The sequence below is a fragment of the Stenotrophomonas sp. Sm6012 genome (genome assembly GCF_030985895.1).
GTDB classification, from domain to species: Bacteria; Pseudomonadota; Gammaproteobacteria; order Xanthomonadales; family Xanthomonadaceae; genus Stenotrophomonas; species Stenotrophomonas forensis.
The window spans coordinates 1-15,902 of sequence record NZ_JAPTFX010000115.1; the positions used below are offsets into that span (position 1 = coordinate 1).

At 68.6% G+C, this 15,902-nt stretch carries 15 protein-coding genes; 4 read left to right on the plus strand and 11 right to left on the minus strand.

Annotation, left to right across the window (positions count from 1 at the left end; translation table 11 throughout):
- On the minus strand, positions 1-964 hold a 964-nt coding region (locus O0J73_RS16850; protein ID WP_308309188.1), incomplete at its 3' end, for a 2-oxoglutarate and iron-dependent oxygenase domain-containing protein.
- A gap of 194 nt (positions 965-1,158) precedes the next feature.
- Here O0J73_RS16850 and O0J73_RS16855 point away from each other — a divergent pair.
- From O0J73_RS16855 to O0J73_RS16865, 3 genes are read left to right on the plus strand one after another with little or no spacing between them, the layout of a single operon-like run.
- The gene (locus tag O0J73_RS16855) at positions 1,159-3,036 is read left to right on the plus strand and encodes a sulfatase-like hydrolase/transferase (protein WP_006458802.1); all 1,878 of its coding nucleotides are present in this window, start codon (positions 1,159-1,161) and stop codon (positions 3,034-3,036) included.
- A gap of 19 nt (positions 3,037-3,055) precedes the next feature.
- On the plus strand, positions 3,056-4,201 hold the full coding sequence (locus tag O0J73_RS16860) for a glycosyltransferase family 4 protein (protein ID WP_308309189.1): 1,146 nt from the start codon (positions 3,056-3,058) through the stop codon (positions 4,199-4,201).
- Positions 4,194-5,051, plus strand: coding sequence for a polysaccharide deacetylase family protein (locus O0J73_RS16865; protein ID WP_006458804.1), 858 nt, complete (start codon positions 4,194-4,196; stop codon positions 5,049-5,051). Before O0J73_RS16860 ends, O0J73_RS16865 begins: the two co-directional genes overlap by 8 nt.
- Positions 5,052-5,100: 49 nt before the next feature.
- Here O0J73_RS16865 and O0J73_RS16870 read toward each other — a convergent pair whose 3' ends face one another.
- From O0J73_RS16870 to trpB, 6 genes are all read right to left on the minus strand, one after another.
- The gene (locus O0J73_RS16870; RefSeq protein ID WP_006458805.1) at positions 5,101-5,583 is read right to left on the minus strand and encodes an RcnB family protein; all 483 of its coding nucleotides are present in this window, start codon (positions 5,581-5,583) and stop codon (positions 5,101-5,103) included.
- Between the two features lie 261 nt (positions 5,584-5,844).
- Positions 5,845-7,206 carry a phosphoglucosamine mutase gene (glmM, locus tag O0J73_RS16875; RefSeq protein ID WP_308309190.1) on the minus strand — a complete coding sequence of 454 codons (1,362 nt, stop codon included), beginning with the start codon at positions 7,204-7,206 and terminating at the stop codon, positions 5,845-5,847.
- Positions 7,206-8,081 (minus strand): acetyl-CoA carboxylase, carboxyltransferase subunit beta, encoded by an 876-nt coding sequence (gene accD / locus O0J73_RS16880; protein ID WP_005410473.1) that lies wholly within the window; start codon positions 8,079-8,081, stop codon positions 7,206-7,208. Before accD ends, glmM begins: the two co-directional genes overlap by 1 nt.
- A 215-nt stretch (positions 8,082-8,296) precedes the next feature.
- Entirely contained in the window at positions 8,297-9,106 is an 810-nt protein-coding gene (trpA, locus tag O0J73_RS16885; protein ID WP_197564517.1) for a tryptophan synthase subunit alpha, read from the minus strand.
- A 1-nt stretch (position 9,107) separates the two neighbouring features.
- On the minus strand, positions 9,108-9,797 hold the full coding sequence (locus O0J73_RS16890; RefSeq protein WP_197564518.1) for a hypothetical protein: 690 nt from the start codon (positions 9,795-9,797) through the stop codon (positions 9,108-9,110).
- On the minus strand, positions 9,794-11,011 hold the full coding sequence (gene trpB, locus O0J73_RS16895) for a tryptophan synthase subunit beta (protein WP_006458839.1): 1,218 nt from the start codon (positions 11,009-11,011) through the stop codon (positions 9,794-9,796). Before trpB ends, O0J73_RS16890 begins: the two co-directional genes overlap by 4 nt.
- A 97-nt stretch (positions 11,012-11,108) precedes the next feature.
- Here trpB and O0J73_RS16900 point away from each other — a divergent pair, with 97 nt between their 5' ends.
- Positions 11,109-11,996: a LysR family transcriptional regulator gene (locus O0J73_RS16900; RefSeq protein ID WP_197564519.1), complete on the plus strand. Its 888-nt coding sequence runs from the start codon at positions 11,109-11,111 to the stop codon at positions 11,994-11,996.
- 45 nt (positions 11,997-12,041) lie between these two features.
- On the opposite strand, the gene O0J73_RS16905 is transcribed toward O0J73_RS16900, so the two are convergent.
- Genes O0J73_RS16905 through O0J73_RS16920 form a run of 4 tightly spaced genes read right to left on the minus strand, consistent with a single transcriptional unit; the run spans position 12,042 to position 15,884 of the window.
- Entirely contained in the window at positions 12,042-12,698 is a 657-nt protein-coding gene (locus O0J73_RS16905; RefSeq protein WP_006458876.1) for a phosphoribosylanthranilate isomerase, read from the minus strand.
- On the minus strand, positions 12,695-13,465 hold the full coding sequence (truA, locus tag O0J73_RS16910; protein ID WP_006458878.1) for a tRNA pseudouridine(38-40) synthase TruA: 771 nt from the start codon (positions 13,463-13,465) through the stop codon (positions 12,695-12,697). Before truA ends, O0J73_RS16905 begins: the two co-directional genes overlap by 4 nt.
- Positions 13,466-13,497: 32 nt before the next feature.
- The gene (locus O0J73_RS16915; RefSeq protein WP_049458815.1) at positions 13,498-13,860 is read right to left on the minus strand and encodes a VOC family protein; all 363 of its coding nucleotides are present in this window, start codon (positions 13,858-13,860) and stop codon (positions 13,498-13,500) included.
- A gap of 26 nt (positions 13,861-13,886) precedes the next feature.
- A complete protein-coding gene (locus O0J73_RS16920) occupies positions 13,887-15,884 on the minus strand; it encodes a FimV/HubP family polar landmark protein (protein WP_308309192.1) in 1,998 nt (665 codons plus the stop codon).
- Positions 15,885-15,902 lie beyond the last annotated feature (18 nt).

The window sequence follows — 15,902 nt, forward strand, 5'->3', positions numbered from 1 at the left end:
GCGAGGGCAGCGCGGCGACCGCGCCCTTGCGGGTAACCGCCAGCGCACCGCCCGCAGCGCCGAAGCGCAGCGGGGCGGTGATCGCCTCCGGGTACCGGCTCGGGTTCTCCGGGGTGATGCACGAGGGCAGCACGTCGATCAGGAAGTCCGGATTCGGGTGCAGGAAGAACGGCACCGAGTAGCGCGGCTGGCGCGCCAGCTCACCCGGGGGATTGACCACGCGGTGGATGGTGGACGGATACACATGGTTGGTCAGGCGCTGCAGCATGTCGCCGATGTTGACCACGATGGTGTCCGCGTCTGACGTAAACGGCACCCACTCGCCTTCGTGTGACTGCACTTCCAGGCCGGCGGCGCTGGCGCCGACCAGCAGGGTGATGAAGTTGATGTCGCCGTGGGCGCCGGCGCGCACGTTCGGGATGTCGTCGGTGGTGATCGGCGGGTAATGGATCGGACGCAGGATCGAGTTGCCGAAGTTGGTCTTGTCGGCGAAGAAGTCCTCCGGCAGGCCGATGTGCAGGGCCAGCGCCGACAGCACGCGCGAACCCAGGTTGTCCAGCGCCTGATACAGACCGTAACCGCGCTCACGGAAACCCTCGACCTCGGTCGGCCACAGGTTCGGCGCCATCACGTCCCGGTACTTGGAATCGTCGGCGATTTCACGGCCGATGTGCCAGAACTCCTTCAGGTCGAAATGCTTCGAGCCCTTGGCGGTCTCCACACCGAACGGGGTGTAGCCGCGGGCGCCACCGCTGCCGGCCACGTGGTACTTGCGCTTGACCTCGTCCGGCAGGGCGAAGAAGGCCTTGAAGGCATCGTAGGCCGCGTCGATGTCGGCCTGCGGGATGCCGTGGTTGCGGATGCCCGCGAATCCCCATTGGCGGTAGGCCGCGCCCAGCTCGGCCACGAAGGCCTCGCGGTCGCTGTCGAAACGGGTGATGTCGAGGGTGGGGATCTGGCTCACAGCGGTTCCTGGCTTGTCGTTGGGTCTGAGGGGGCCAACGCATTCATGGCCCGCCTGAACATTGTGACAGATCGCCCGGGGGACGCCACTCGATACAAGGAAACAAACCGATACAATGCGCGACCCGCGCGCGGAGTAACGCTTCCGTCACGTGGGCCCCGTCCCTCTCCCGCGCGCCCTGAACCTGCCCCGCCATGCCCGCAGCTGCCTCTGCCGCCCCCGCCATAGAAGGTTCCGCCCGGCGTTGGCGCCGGCTGGCGTGGTGGTCGCTGTTCGTCGCCGGCAATGCCGTGCTGGCCGCCGCGATCGCGCTGGGCAATGTACCGCTGCGTGACAATCCGGGCGGCGGCGCCGGCCTGGCCTATCTGGCGGTCGCCCTGCCCGGCCACCTGCTCGCCTTCGGCGCGCTGGCCGGCCTGCTGCCATTGCTGCTGGGCCTGTGGCCGCGCAGTGCGCGTACGCTGAGCATCAGCGCCGTACTGCTGCAGGGCCTGTGGCTGTGCCTGCTGCTGGTCGACGCCAAGGTCTTCACCCTGTACCGCTTCCACCTCAATGCCATGGTCGTGAACATGGTGTTCGGCGGCGCCCTGCAGGACCAGGTTGCCCTGTCCTGGAAGACCTGGCTGCAGGTCGCGCTGCTGGCTGCCGCGGTGTTCACCGCCGAGGGCCTGCTGGCCTGGGCGTGCTGGAAACTGCTGCCGGCCGCGCCACGCCGGCGCAGAGTGCTGCAGGCCTGGGCGGTGGTGGCGCTGCTGATGGGCGGTGGCCAGGTCGCCACGGCCTACTACGACGCCCGCGGCGACCGCGATGTGATCGCGCAGTGGAACTATCTGCCGTGGGCACAGCCGATCACGGCCAAGAGCTTCATGCGGCGCCTGGGCGTGGTCAGCCAGCAGCAGGCAGGCCTGCCCGACCCGCGCCATGCGCAGCTGCTGTACCCGTTGCAACCGCTGCGCTGCCAGAGCCCACATCGCCCCAACGTGCTGATGGTGGTACTGGAATCGCTGCGCCGCGATGTGCTGACGCCGCAGCTGATGCCCAACACGTCGGCGCTGGCGCAGGACGCGCGCGTGTTCGACCACCACTTCAGCACCGGCAATGCCACCCGCTACGGCCTGTTCGGGCTGCTCTACGGCCTGCCCGGCGGTTATTGGCCGAGCATGCTTGACGAACAGCGTGGCTCGCAGCTGTTCCAGGTGCTGGGCCAGCAGGGTTACGACCTGCACCTGTACGGCAGTGCGCCGCTGTACAGCCCGGAATTCGACCGCACCGTGTTCGCCGATGTGCGCGACCAGCTGCACCAGGGCCCATCGGCACTGAAGTCCGACGGCCGCGACCGCGCGATCATCAGCGCACTGCAGCAGGACATCCGCGCCAGCCAGGCCGCGCAGCGCCCGTGGTTCGGCTTCGTGTTCCTCGATTCCACCCACGCGCCCTACCACATGCCCGACGGCTACCCGCCGGTGGCGACGCCCATGGCTGCGGACATCGACTTCCTCAAATTCGGCCCGGAGCATGACCCGACGCCGGAACTCAACCGCTACCGCACCGCCGTGCACTATGCCGACAGCCTGATCGGCACGCTGCTCGACGATCTGCGCGCACAAGGCCTGGCCGAAGACACCATCGTGCTGGTCACCGGCGACCATGCCGAGGAATTCAACGACCTCAAGCTGAACTACTGGGGTCACAACGGCAACTTCTCCGACTACCAGTTGCAGGTGCCCTTCGTACTGCATTGGCCGGGCCAGGCCAGCGGCCGTGAATCACGCACCAGTTCGCACGAGGACTGGGTACCGACCCTGATGCGCCATGCATTGGGCTGCGAGAACGCATTGACCGATTACAGCACCGGCCACGACCTGCTGGCCGAGCCGCAGGGCAGGCGCGCGCTGGTGGTCGAAAGCTGGTCGCAGCGCGCGGTGCGCGATGGCGATGCCATCTACGTGTTCGACAAGTTCGGCAATGCGACCGCGCTGGACCTGCATTACCGCCCGCTGCCACAGCAGACCCCCGATGCGGGCGCTGTCCGCACTGCATGGGAAGCGCTGACCCGCTTCCGCAACCGCTGAGCCTCAAGGACCGACCCGCATGAACCGTCCGCTGCGCATCCTGCACACCGAAGCCGCCAAAGGCATGGGCGGGCAGGAGATCTACATCTTCCGCCACATGCAGGTGATGCGCGCACGCGGCCACGCGGTGTCGCTGCTGTGCCAGCCCGATGCGCGGCTGGCCACCCTGGCACGCGATGATGGCTTCACCGTGCACACCCTGCGCATGGGCGGCCTGGCCCGGTTGCTGCGCGGCATCTGGTCGGTGTCGCGGCTGGTACGCCGCGAGCGCTACGACGTGGTCAACACGACCAGCCGCCGCGACGCACTGATCGCTGCCGCCGGTGCGCGCCTGGGCGGAGCCCCGCTGGTGGTGCGCTCGCGCCACCTGATGAGCCCGGTCAATTCACTGCTGACCTATACCCGGCTCCCGCACCGGGTGCTGACCGTGAGCAGCTTCGTCAAGCAGCTGCTGGCCGACCGCGGCATTCCAGCCGAGCACATCGGTATCGTGCCGCCGATCGCGGTGCCGCCGCGCTGGAGCGACATGCGCCTGGAGAATCCGTGGCAGCGACTGCAGGAAGTGCGCGCCGAAGTCCGCGCCGAGCTGGGCTTCGGCGAACAGGACGTGGTGGTGGGATGCGTGGCGGTGCTCCGCGAGCCCAAGGGCCACGCCGACCTGCTGCAGGCGATGGTGCCGCTGTGCAAGGCCAACCCGAACGTGCATCTGGTGGTGGTGGGTGACGGCCAGCCGGTGATGGATCGACTGCAGGCGATGCGCGATGCGCACGGGCTGCAGGCGCAGGTGCATCTGCTCGGCTACCGCGATGGGGCCTGCCGGCTGATGGCCGGGTTCGACATCTTCGCGCTGGCCTCGCACAAGGAGGCCGCCGGTACCGTGTTCCTGGAAGCGGCCTACGTCGGCGTACCGATCGTGGCCACCCGCGTCGGTGGCGTACCGGAGATGGTGGTCGACGGCAGCAATGCCATCCTCACCCGGCTGGGCGACAATGCAGCCCTGACCGGCGCCCTGCGCCTGCTGGTGGACGATCCGGAACGGCGACGGCAGATGGGCCGCGCCGGGTGGGACTGGATGCGCAGCGCGCACCGTTTCACCCCGGATGGCCACGGCGAAACCACCGAACACTATTACCACCAGTGGCTGAAGGAGCTGGGACATGGCTGATGCCCGAACCGTACCGGTGCTGATGCACCACCACGTGAGCCCATCGCCGGGCATGATCACCGTGTCGCCGGAGAATTTCGAGAGCCAGATCGCCTGGCTGGCCGGCAACGGCTGGACCTCGCTGACGCTGGACCAGTACGCCGGTTTCCTGGCTGGCAAGCCGGTGCCACGCAAGTCGATCGTGATCACCTTCGACGATGGCTACCTGGACAACTGGGTCTACGCGCACCCGATCCTGCAGAAGTACGGCATGCACGCGGTGGTGTTCGTGGTCACCGGCTGGATGGGCGAAGGCCCGGAGCGGCCGCACGCCGGCATCGCCGGAGCGTCGCTGCCCGCCACTCCGGACCATCGTGGCTGCGAAGCGGCGATCTACGAACAGAACCGCAGCGATGATGTGATGATGCGCTGGAGCGAAGCGCGGGCCGCCATCGCCGCCGGCACCTTCGAAGTGCACTGCCACACCCACACCCATACCCGTTGGTTGCGCCGCGACGACCTGGACCGTGCACAGCGCCGCGCCGGCCTGAGCCACGACCTGGCGATCTCGCGCGACGTGCTGCAGGAAAAGCTGGGCGAAGTATCCGACACGCTGTGTTGGCCCTACGGCGATTTCGACCAGGACCACATTGAAGTGGCACGCGAGCAGGGTTTCCGTTACCTGCACACCACCCACCCGTTCGGCCGCAACGTGGTGGGCGGTGATCCGGAGCGCATCTACCGGTTTGCGATCCGCAACCGCCCGGCCAGCTGGCTGCGCAAGCGCATCGCGCAGAGCTACAACCCGCTGATCGCACCGCTGTTCAATGGCTTCAAGGCGCGCCAGAAGAAGATGGTGCCGGGGCCCTGAGCGCAAGGGCCTCCCCCGCCCGCTGCGGCGCGGGAGGCCTGTGTCGGCCTCAGAAGAAGCGCCCGTACACGGCTTGCACGATCTCGCCGTTGCCGGTGTTGATCAGCAGCGCATCCGGGCCGTAGCGCACCCATTCGTAGCCCATCGGCGGCATGTCCAGGCCGAACAGCCAGAAGTCGTTGAGGATGTAGTCGCCGATCCAGTACGGACGCGGCAGGTACTGGCCGTAGTGCCAGCGCTGGTACGCATAACCCACCGGTGGATGGTAGGGCCCGATGCGGAAGGCATGGTCGGCGCGGAAATTGTGCCGGTACTCCTCGCGGAACGCCGGCCGTGCATTGCCCAGCTCGCGCGGGCGTTCCATCCTTGGGTAGCCCCACGGCGCGCGCATCGGCTCCTCGCGCGGGGCGGACATGTGCGGCCCACCTTCGGGACGACGTTCGGCGCTCGCAATGGAGACGCCACCCAGCAACGGCAGCACCAGCAGCGCACCTGCCAGCAGGCAGCGGCCGCAGCGCAATGAAGTGTTCATGGTCATGGTCCTTGCAACAACAGTGAAAGGATGGAGCACGAACGGCTCCGACCGGGTCCCGGCCTGCGCGGCGCCTGCATGCATGCAGGCACGAGATCCTGATCCCGGGAATACGCCGCGTATCGTTCACGCCATGTCACAAAGCGCACAGCCACAGCTGAACGTGATCGCCGGTCGCGATCGGTTCAGTCACCCTCGCTGGAAAACGACATGGCCGCAAAGGCGGCCATGTCGTGGTGTCAGGTTGTACGGCCGCCGGACTCAGGCAGCGGCTTCACGGACCGCAGCTGACAGGCGGTCCAGCGTCTCCTGCATCAGCGCTGCGTCATCGGCTTCCACCGTGACCCGCACCACCGGCTCGGTACCGGACGGGCGCAGGAACGCACGACCACGACCAGCCACCGACTGCTGCGCGACGACCAGTGCGGCCTGCACGCTGTCAGCCTGCACCGTGGCCTTGGCCGAGACATTGCCCAGCCGCACGTTGACCGTCTTCTGCGGTACCCGCACCAGCCCCTTCAGCGCCTGGCGCAGGGTCTGCCCGCTGCTGCGCAGCGCCACCAGCACCTGCAGGGCGCTGATGATGCCATCGCCAGTGGTTGCCCGGTCCAGGCACAGCAGGTGGCCGGAGGCTTCACCGCCCAGCACGCCACCGCCTTCAATCAGCGCCTGGTGCACGTAACGGTCACCGACGTTGCTGCGCACGAACGGAATCTGCAGGTCGGCGAAGGCCTTCTCCACGCCGTAGTTGCTCATCAGCGTACCGACCACCGGGCCATGCAGGCGACCTTCGGCCTTCCACGCGCGCGCCAGGATGTACAGCAGGTCATCGCCGTCAACCGGATTGCCCTGGTCGTCGGCCATCAGCACGCGGTCACCGTCACCATCGAAGGCGATGCCGAGATCGGCGCGGGTCTCGCGGACCTTGGCCGCCAGGTTGTCGATATGGGTGGAGCCGACCCCGGCGTTGATGTTGATGCCGTTGGGTTCGGCGCCGATGCCGATCACCTCGGCCCCCAGCTCACGGAACAACAGCGGTGCGATCTGGTAGGTGGCGCCGTGCGCGCAATCCAGCACCAGGCGCAGGCCGCGCAGGTCGAAGGCGCGCGGCACGCTGGCCTTGCAGAATTCGATGTAGCGGCCGACCGCCTCGCGCGCGCGCGACGCCTTGCCCAGCTTTTCCGATTCGGCAGTGGCGAACGGAACATCCAGTGCCGCTTCCAGCGCCAGCTCGGTGGCGTCGTCGAGCTTCTCGCCCTGGGCGGAGAAGAACTTGATGCCGTTGTCGTAGTGCGGATTGTGCGAAGCACTGATGACGATGCCGGCGTCCACGCCCAGGGTACGCGTCAGGAACGCGACCGCCGGAGTCGGCATCGGGCCGAGCAGCTGCACGTCGGCGCCGGCGGCGACCAGCCCGGCTTCCAGTGCCGCTTCAAACATGTAGCCGGAAATGCGGGTGTCCTTGCCGATCAGCACGATCGGCCGGCGCCCGTCCTGGCCGCGCTGGGCGACCAGCACGCGCCCCAGGGCATTGCCCAGGCGCAGCACGAAGTCCGCCGAGATCACGCCCTGGCCGACCCGCCCACGGATGCCGTCAGTACCGAAGTACTTGCGGCCTCCCATCAAGCCACCTCCGGCGCCGGCTGACGGCCCAGCATCGCCAGCAGGTCGGACAGGCGGTCGCGCATTTCGCGGCGGTCGCAGATCTGGTCGATGGCACCATGCTCCAGCAGGAACTCCGAACGCTGGAAACCTTCCGGAAGCTTCTCACGCACGGTCTGCTCGATCACGCGCGGGCCGGCAAAGCCGATCAGCGCCTGCGGCTCGGCGATGTTGATGTCGCCCAGCATCGCGAACGACGCCGACACGCCACCGGTGGTCGGATGGGTCAGTACCGAGATGTAGGGAAGACCGGCTTCACGCAGCTTGCCCAGCGCGGCCGAGGTCTTGGCCATCTGCATCAGCGAGAACAGGCCCTCCTGCATGCGTGCGCCGCCGCTCTGCGAGAAGCATACGTAAGGGGCGCCGATCTCGACTGCGGTTTCGGCAGCCAGCGCGAAGCGCTCACCGACCACCGAACCCATCGAGCCGCCCATGAAGGCGAAGTCGAACGACGAAGCCACCAGCGCGCGCCCCTTGAGCAGGCCGCGCATGGCGATCAGCGCGTCGTACTCGCCAGTGTTCTTCTGCGCGATCTTGATGCGCTCGCTGTACTTCTTCTGGTCCTTGAACTTGAGCAGGTCGGTCGGGCCCAGGCGCGCACCGATCTCGGTGGTGCTGTCGGCGTCGAACAGGGCCGCCAACCGCGCACGCGCACGGATCGCCATGTGATGGCCGCACTTCGGGCAGACTTCCAGGTTCTCTTCCAGCTCCGGACGGTACAACGCGCTGCCGCAGTTGCTGCACTTTTCCCACAGGCCCTCGGGGACGCTGCGCTTCTTGCTGGGGGTGTTGTCGGTGCGGATGCCGGACGGCATCAACTTGCTGAGCCAACTCATGCGGGAGGACACTTCCGTTCAGGGCGGCCCGGGGGCCGCAAAGGCGGACAGTCTAGCTCCGCTGCCCCCGCCCGTGCACCCCTTGCGGTGCCCGGGCCAGCAGGAAAAAACCATGCTGGGACGTACGTTTAGGTCCGGGTGGTGCCCGCCGCTGGCCGGCAGCCCCCTGTACGCAGGCGGGTGAGGAGGATGCCGGCCAGTGGCCGGCGCGACCGCTACGCGTCCAGCGCCTGCCGCAACGGAGCGAGGAAGGCCCCGGCGCGCTGCGCGGCGTCTTCCGCCGAGCCCGCCTCTGCCAGCACCGCCACCAGTGCGCTGCCCACCACCACGCCGTCGGCCTGCCGCGCCATCGCCGCGGCACTGGCCGCGTCCTTGATGCCGAAGCCTGCCACGACCGGCACCGAGGCGCGCTCGCGCAGTGCCTGCAGGCGCGCGCTGGCGGCATCACTGTCCAACCGCTCGGACGCACCGGTGACACCGGCAAAGCTGACGTAGTACAGGTAGCCTCGCGCCAGGGCCAGCAGCTTGTCGGCGCGCGCTTCGCTGGTGGTGGGCGACGCCAGCAGCACCAGCGCCAGGCCGGCCGCCTCGAAGGCCTGCTGTGCGTCACCGGCTTCTTCCGGCGGCAGATCGACAAGCAACACGCCATCCACGCCGGCCTTCACCGCGGCGCCGGCGAACGCAGCGTAGCCATGGATCTCCACCGGATTCAGATAGCCCATCAGCACCACCGGGGTCTGCGCATCACGCTCCCGGAACTGCGCGACGGCCTGCAGCACGTAGCGGCTGCCGGCACCGCGCGCCAGCGCGCGCTCGGAGCTGCGCTGGATGGTGGGTCCGTCCGCCATCGGGTCGGAGAACGGAACGCCCAGTTCGATCACATCGGCGCCGGCCTCGACCAATGCGTGCATGACCGGCACGGTAGCCTCCAGCGAGGGATCGCCGGCAGTGATGAAGGGGATCAACGCCTTGCGCTGCTGCTCGCGCAGGCGCTGGAAACAGGCATCAAGTCGGGATACGGACATGTCAGGTACATCCTTCGATCAGGTCAACGGCGCCGCTGGCGCCCCAGTACATTCGGGATACGGTGCCGTCGACGATCTCCACGCGGATCGCCAGGTCGGAACCGGGGTCCTGCCAGAGCAGGGTCTCGCCGGCCTCCACATCATTGCCATAAGGCTGGGCGGAGACGCCCTTGGGCAGCCGCTGCAGGGCCTGCGCGCGCGGCATGTCCAGGTGCAGGCCGAACGGCCCCGGCTGGATCACCACCTGGCCCGAATCGTCGATGGGGGCCAGGTCGAAACGCACCACGTCGCCGTCCTGCACCATCATCGCCACGCCTTCAGGCAGCGTGCCGCGCTCGTAATACTCGCAGCGCCCCGAGGTCGCCTCGCTCAGCCCGGCCGAGTGCCACTGCCCTTCGCTCTGCAGTTCACTGAAAGGTTGGCCGATGAGCACCTCGCCGGCATGGTCCAGGGCCACCGAAACCACCGCCGGCGCACTGTCCTCATCGGCGGCATCGTCTGCGCCAGACAACGGTGCGTCTTCGATTGGCCGATGTGCTGCAGCATCGTCGTTGCTGGCAACCTGGCGTGCCGGGGCGATCGCCGCCGGGGACGCCGGCGCCGGCGCCAGCACCGGCGGATCGGGCGGCGCGCAACCGCCCAGGCCGACCGCCAGCACCCACGCCCCGCCATGGCGCAGCATGCAATTCACAGTACCAGGCCTTCGCGCGCGGCGATGGTATGCACGTCCTTGTCGCCGCGGCCGGAAAGGTTGCACAGCACGATCTGGTCGCGTGGACGCTCGCGCGCCAGCTTGATCGCCTGCGCCAGCGCGTGGCTGGATTCCAGCGCGGGCAGGATGCCTTCGGTGTGCGCCAGCAGATGGAACGCCTGCAGGGCCTCTTCATCGGTGATGCCGAGGTAGCGTGCGCGGCCGGTATCGGCCAGGAACGCGTGCTCCGGGCCGACGCCCGGATAATCCAGGCCGGCCGAGACCGAATGGGTTTCGATGATCTGGCCGTCGTCGTCGCACAACACGTAGGTGCGGTTGCCATGCAGCACACCCGGGCGACCGGCGGCGATCGACGCCGCATGGCGACCGGTGCTGATGCCATCACCTGCCGCTTCGGCGCCGACGATCTCGACCTGGCGATCGTTGAGGAAGGCATGGAACAGGCCGATGGCGTTGCTGCCGCCGCCGACGCAGGCGGTGATCGCATCGGGCAGGCAGCCGTACTCGGCCAGCATCTGTTCGCGTGCTTCGCGCCCGACAATGGCATTGAAATCGCGCACCATGCGCGGGTACGGGTCCGGACCGGCGACGGTGCCGATGATGTAGAAGGTGTCCTGCACGTTGGTCACCCAGTCGCGCATCGCTTCGTTGAGCGCATCCTTCAGGGTGGCCGAGCCGGAGGTGACCGGCACCACCGTCGCGCCGAGCAGCTTCATGCGGTAGACGTTGATCTTCTGCCGCTCGATATCGGTGGCGCCCATGTACACCACGCATTCCAGGCCCAGCCGCGCGGCGACGGTGGCGCTGGCCACGCCATGCTGGCCGGCGCCGGTCTCGGCGATGATGCGCTTCTTGCCCATCCGCGCCGCCAGCAGGGCCTGGCCGATGGTGTTGTTGATCTTGTGCGCGCCGGTGTGGTTCAGGTCCTCGCGCTTGAGCAGGATCTGCGCGCCCCCAACGTGATCGCTAAGGCGCTGAGCGTGGTAGATCGGGCTGGGACGGCCAACATAATGGGCCAGGTCCTTGTCGTAGGCCGCCTGGAAGGCCGGGTCCTGGCGGGCCTGGTCATAGGCCTGGGCCAGCTCCTGCAGTGGGCCGACCAGGGTTTCGGCAACGAAACTGCCACCGTAGCGGCCGAAGTGGCCCTGGGCATCCGGGAAGGCGTGGTAGTCGGCAATGGGGGAGGCAGACATGGAAGCGACCGGTGGTTCAAGACAGGTGGATACTCTAGCGCACGGGTCGTGACCGGAAAATGGATATTATCTGGCGCATATTGTCAGGAAATCTCACATGAGCATCTCCCAGCTCCCGCCGCTCAACGCGCTGCGCGCGTTCGAGGCCACCGCCCGCCTGGGCGGAGTCGGCCGCGCCGCACAGGACCTGCATGTCACCCACGGTGCGGTCAGCCGGCAGCTGAAGCTGCTGGAGGACCATCTGGGCATGGCCTTGTTCCAGCGTGCCGGTCGCGGCCTGCGCCTGACCGCCGCAGGCACCCGCCTGCAGATGGCATGCAGCGAGGCGTTCACCGGCATTGAAGACTGCGTGCGCGAACTGCGGCGGCCGACGGCATCCCCGGCACTGGTGCTGGGCTGCAGCGGCAGCGTACTGGCGCGCTGGATGATCCCGCGACTGCCCGCGCTGCAGGCCACCCTGCCCGGCGTGCGCCTGCAGTGGTCGGCACTGGACGGCAGCTTCACCGAGGCCCAGGCCGCGCTGGATGCGGTCCTGCTGCTGGCGCAGGGGCCTTGGCCGCGCGGCTGGCAGGTGCGCGAACTGGCGCCGGAACGCGTTGGCGTGGTGGTGGCCCCCTCCCACCCGGCGGCGCAGCGCCTGCGGCATGTCCCGCCCTCGGCATTGCTGCAGGAAACGTTGCTGCACACCAGCTCACGACCGCAGGCGTGGCCGGCCTGGGCGCAGGCACATGACCTGGACGCATCGAAGCTGCAGCTGGGCACCGCTTTCGAGCACCTGTATTACCTGCTGGAGGCAGCGGTAGCCGGGCTGGGCCCGGCGATCGCGCCCGAGCCGCTGGTGGCCGAGGATCTAGCAGCGGGGCGGTTGATCGCGCCGTGGGGATTTACCGCCACCGGCGGCTTCTGGGTGCTGGCGCGACCGGAGGGCCTGGCCGATGCGCGCGTGGATGCGCTGGCCGATTGGGTCAGCTCGCAGCTGGGCTGACCTGGGCCAGCCCGCCGCTTTCCCTGATGCAGACAGTGATTCCGATCACTCCAGAACGGTGCAGTCCGCGCGACGCACTTCCTCGACAAAGGTGCGCATCTTGTAGCCATCCTTGATCCCTGGCTCCAGTTCGATGCCGCTGGAGACATCCACGCCCCACGGCAACGTGGCCAGCACGGCGTCATAGACGTTGTCCGGGTTCAGGCCGCCGGCCAGCAGGAACGGGCGGTGCAGGCCAGTCGGGATGCGGCCCCAGTCGAATGCGACACCCGTGCCGCCACCGCCGCCGGGCGCGTGGCTGTCGAACAGGAAGCCGGCGGCGCTGGGATAGCGCAGCTGCAGGGTACGGGCGTTGACCTCTTCGCGCCCGCCCATGGCGATCGCCTTCAGGTACGGCATGTTGAAACTGCGGCAGAAGCTCTCGTCTTCCTCGCCATGGAACTGCAGCAGGGTCGGCCGCACCGTGCGCAGCACCTCGCGCACTTCTTCCTTGCTGTTGTTGCGGAACAGCGCCACCACGTCGACCATCGGCGCGATCGCCTGGCGCATCGCGCGCGCTTCGGCCGGGGCGACCCGGCGGCTGCTCTCGCGGGCAAAGATGAAACCCACTGCGTCCACGCCCAGCTCACCGGCCAGGCGGACGTCGCCGGCGCGGGTCATGCCACAGAACTTGATGCGTGTGCGGTAGTAGGAACGGCTCATAGCGTGACCTCTGCGGGCAGATGCCAGTTGTCGGGGTACAGGGGCCCAAGGAACACCAGGCCCTGCGGCGGTGCGGTGGGACCGGCTACGGTGCGATCGCGCCCGGCCAGCAGTTCGGCGATCCAGTCCACCGGTTTTTCGCCGCTGCCCACCAGGATCAAGGATCCGACGATATTGCGGACCATGTGATGAAGGAATGCATTGCCCTGCACCGCCACTTCAATCACCTCGCCCTGGCGGCTGACCTGCAGCGACTGCAGTTCGCGCCGCGCATGCAGCGCCTGGCATTGCACCGATCGGAACGCGCTGAAGTCGTTCTCGCCAAGCAGCGCCTGGCCGGCGGCATGCATCAGGGTCTCGTCCAGCGCCCGCCGCTCCCAGCTCAGGGTCTGGCGGCCCAGCGCCGGCCGCACTTCGCGGTTGAGCAGCCGATAGCGGTAGCGGCGCGCGCGCGCGGAAAAACGGGCGTGGAAATCATCGGCCACCGGCACGCACCAGCGCACCGCGATCGAGCGCGGCAGGCGGGTGGTGGTGCCGAGCATCCAGGCGCGCGGATCGCGCACCACGTCGGTGTCGAAATGCACGACCTGGCACTGGCCGTGCACGCCGGCATCGGTGCGACCGGCGCAGACCACCTGCAACGGCGCATCGGCGACCGACGACAGGGCCAGTTCAAGGCTGGCCTGCACGCTGGGACCACCCTCGCCCAGGTTCTGCCAGCCCCTGAAATCGCTGCCGTCGTACTCGACGCCAAGCGCGTAACGCATGTGCTACCTCGATGCTGCGTGTGGGGCGGCGCTCACGCCGGGTCGCGTTCGGACCACACCGCCAGTTCGTTGCCACCGGGCTCGACGAACTGGAAGCGGCTGCCCCCGGGGAAGGAAAACACCGGGCGCACGATCTCGCCGCCGGCATCACGCACCGCCGCCTCGACCGGGGCCAGGTGGTCGGCATACAGCACCAGCAGCGGTGCGCCGCTGTCACTGGCCCGTTGCGGCTGACCGCGGAAGAAGCCGCCCTGCAGGCGACCATCGTCGAAGGCGGTGTAGTCGCTGCCATAGTCGACGAACGACCAGCCGAACACCTTCTCGAAGAAGGCACGGGTGGCCACCGGATCAGCGGAGGCGAATTCAACGTAGTCGATGCGGCGCTCGCGGCTCATGGCACGGTCCTTGTCGGCGGGTTCGGTCACGGCAGGCGCGCCAGCAGCTCGCGGGCCTGTGCCTGGCTATGCAGATCGCCGCCCTCGGCGACTTCCAGCAGCAGGGTACGCGCGGTCTGCGCATCGCCCAGATCCAGATAGGCGATGGCCAGTTCCAGCCGCTCCTGGCCGGCACGCGGCGCCCAACCTGCGTCGCCGTCGGCTACAGCCGCAGTCGACGGGGTGTCTTCGTGGTGTGGAGCATCGGCCTGCGCCGGACTCTCATGCGCTTCGGCCGGCAGATCGAACACGCCACGGAACTGCGGCTGCTGCTCGGCATGCAGCGCATAGTCGGGCACCGCGATCTCGTCAGGGACCGCCTGCGCGACCAGCTCATCCGGCACGGGGATGTCCTGCGTGGGCACCGGCTCGTCCCAGCGCGGCAGATCGGTCACGGCCTCGGGCAGCTCCACCACTTCGTCATCGCGCAGCGTCTGCGCCTGCCAGTCAGCCTGGGCGGCGACGTCGGCGATCGGTTCGGCAGCCACGTCCTCCTGCACCTCGGTTGCGGTCGCCCAGGCCGGCATGGCGGGCTCCTGGCGGCCACCGTCGTCCACCACCGACGACCACGAGGACTGCTCGGCCAGCGTATCCAGCGCCGCACCCGCCGGCACCGTCGCAGCCAGGCCAGTGGCATCGCCTTCTTCGCGCAGCGGCGGCAACGGCGACGGCTTGCGCCGGCGCAGCAGCCAGGCCGCCGCCGCGGCGAGCAACAGCACGGGCAGGCCCAGCCAGTACCACGGCGTTGCCGCGTCGCGGCTGCCCGGCGCCTGGGCCAGACGCTGCTGCGCGGCAGCCAGGTCGTTGTCCTTCATCGCGATCAGCGACTGCTGCTGTTCCTTCAGCTTCTCCAGATCGGCCACGCGCTGCTTCAGCTCGCCGATCTCGGCATCGCGGGTAGCGATGTCCTCACGCGCCTGGCGCAGTTGCTCGTTGCCCATCATGTCACCCTCGCTGCCGGCAGCGGTGCCGGTGGTTGTGCCCGCGTTCGCGGCGTCGGACGCCAGCGCCGGGGCGATTTCAAGCCGTGCGCCGCTGGCCGCCGACGGGGACGTGGCGTTCGCGGTTTCTGCCTTGGCCACCGCTGCGACCGTACCTGCTGGCTGCGGCACGGTACGTGCCTGCCGCCATTGCGCCGCATGCTCGCGCACCAGTGCAGCTGCTTCGGCAGCATCGACCGCCGCCAGCGCATCGCTGCCTGGCATGCGCAGCACTGCGCCCTGCTTGAGCAGGTTCACGTTGCCACGGATGAAGGCTTCGGGATTGGCGCGCAGCAGGGCAATCATCGCGCGATCACGACTGACCTGGTTGCCACGCGCCACCGCGCTGGCGATCTGCGACAACGTCTGGCCGCGCTGTACGGTGACACTGCCATCGGCCGGAGCGGCCGCAACCGGCGCGGGCGCCGCACGCGGTCGTGCCGGTGCCGGCGTGGGCGCAGGCGCGGACGGCGGCGCACCGGCCGCCTCTGCCACCGGTGCCGGTGCCGTTGCCGGCTCGCGGGTGATGGTATTGGACAGGGTGCCGGCCGGTGCGACGATCTCCGGCTCGGCCACGGCCAGCGCGCTGGAGGGTGCATCGACCAGCGCCGAGTACTCGCGGACCAGCCGGCCCTGGCCCCAGTCGGCCTCGATCAGGAAGCTCAGCGACGGCGTCTCGACCGGCGCCTGCGAGGTCACCCGCACCACCGCCCTGCCCTGCGCGTTGCGGGTCAGTTCGAACTGCAGTTCGCTGACCAGCCCGGTCGGCCGTTGCAGGCCGACGCGCTCGAAGGTGACCGGCGAAGCCAGCGCCACCCGCAGGTTTTCCAGCTCGGACGGGTCGGCCGAGACCACCGGGATCTCGGCCAGCAAGGGCTGGCCCGGCTTGGACAGGACACGGATGTCGCCCAAGCCCAGGGCGAGCGCCGAACTGCTGGCCAGGGCCAGCAGCGCGGCGGAAAGATAGCTGAGCGGGCGCGTTGCGCCCCTGGCCCGTTTATTCATGGGCGACACTATAAAGCG

Bases quoted from the DNA above. Each gene is read 5' to 3' on its own strand.
- O0J73_RS16855 (WP_006458802.1), top strand. From the start codon at position 1,159: ATGCCCGCAGCTGCCTCTGCCGCCCCCGCCATAGAAGGTTCCGCCCGG.
- O0J73_RS16860 (WP_308309189.1), top strand. From the start codon at position 3,056: ATGAACCGTCCGCTGCGCATCCTGCACACCGAAGCCGCCAAAGGCATG.
- O0J73_RS16865 (WP_006458804.1), top strand. From the start codon at position 4,194: ATGGCTGATGCCCGAACCGTACCGGTGCTGATGCACCACCACGTGAGC.
- O0J73_RS16870 (WP_006458805.1), bottom strand. From the start codon at position 5,583: ATGAACACTTCATTGCGCTGCGGCCGCTGCCTGCTGGCAGGTGCGCTG.
- glmM (WP_308309190.1), bottom strand. From the start codon at position 7,206: ATGGGAGGCCGCAAGTACTTCGGTACTGACGGCATCCGTGGGCGGGTC.
- accD (WP_005410473.1), bottom strand. From the start codon at position 8,081: ATGAGTTGGCTCAGCAAGTTGATGCCGTCCGGCATCCGCACCGACAAC.
- trpA (WP_197564517.1), bottom strand. From the start codon at position 9,106: ATGTCCGTATCCCGACTTGATGCCTGTTTCCAGCGCCTGCGCGAGCAG.
- trpB (WP_006458839.1), bottom strand. From the start codon at position 11,011: ATGTCTGCCTCCCCCATTGCCGACTACCACGCCTTCCCGGATGCCCAG.
- O0J73_RS16900 (WP_197564519.1), top strand. From the start codon at position 11,109: ATGAGCATCTCCCAGCTCCCGCCGCTCAACGCGCTGCGCGCGTTCGAG.
- O0J73_RS16905 (WP_006458876.1), bottom strand. From the start codon at position 12,698: ATGAGCCGTTCCTACTACCGCACACGCATCAAGTTCTGTGGCATGACC.
- truA (WP_006458878.1), bottom strand. From the start codon at position 13,465: ATGCGTTACGCGCTTGGCGTCGAGTACGACGGCAGCGATTTCAGGGGC.
- O0J73_RS16915 (WP_049458815.1), bottom strand. From the start codon at position 13,860: ATGAGCCGCGAGCGCCGCATCGACTACGTTGAATTCGCCTCCGCTGAT.
- O0J73_RS16920 (WP_308309192.1), bottom strand. From the start codon at position 15,884: ATGAATAAACGGGCCAGGGGCGCAACGCGCCCGCTCAGCTATCTTTCC.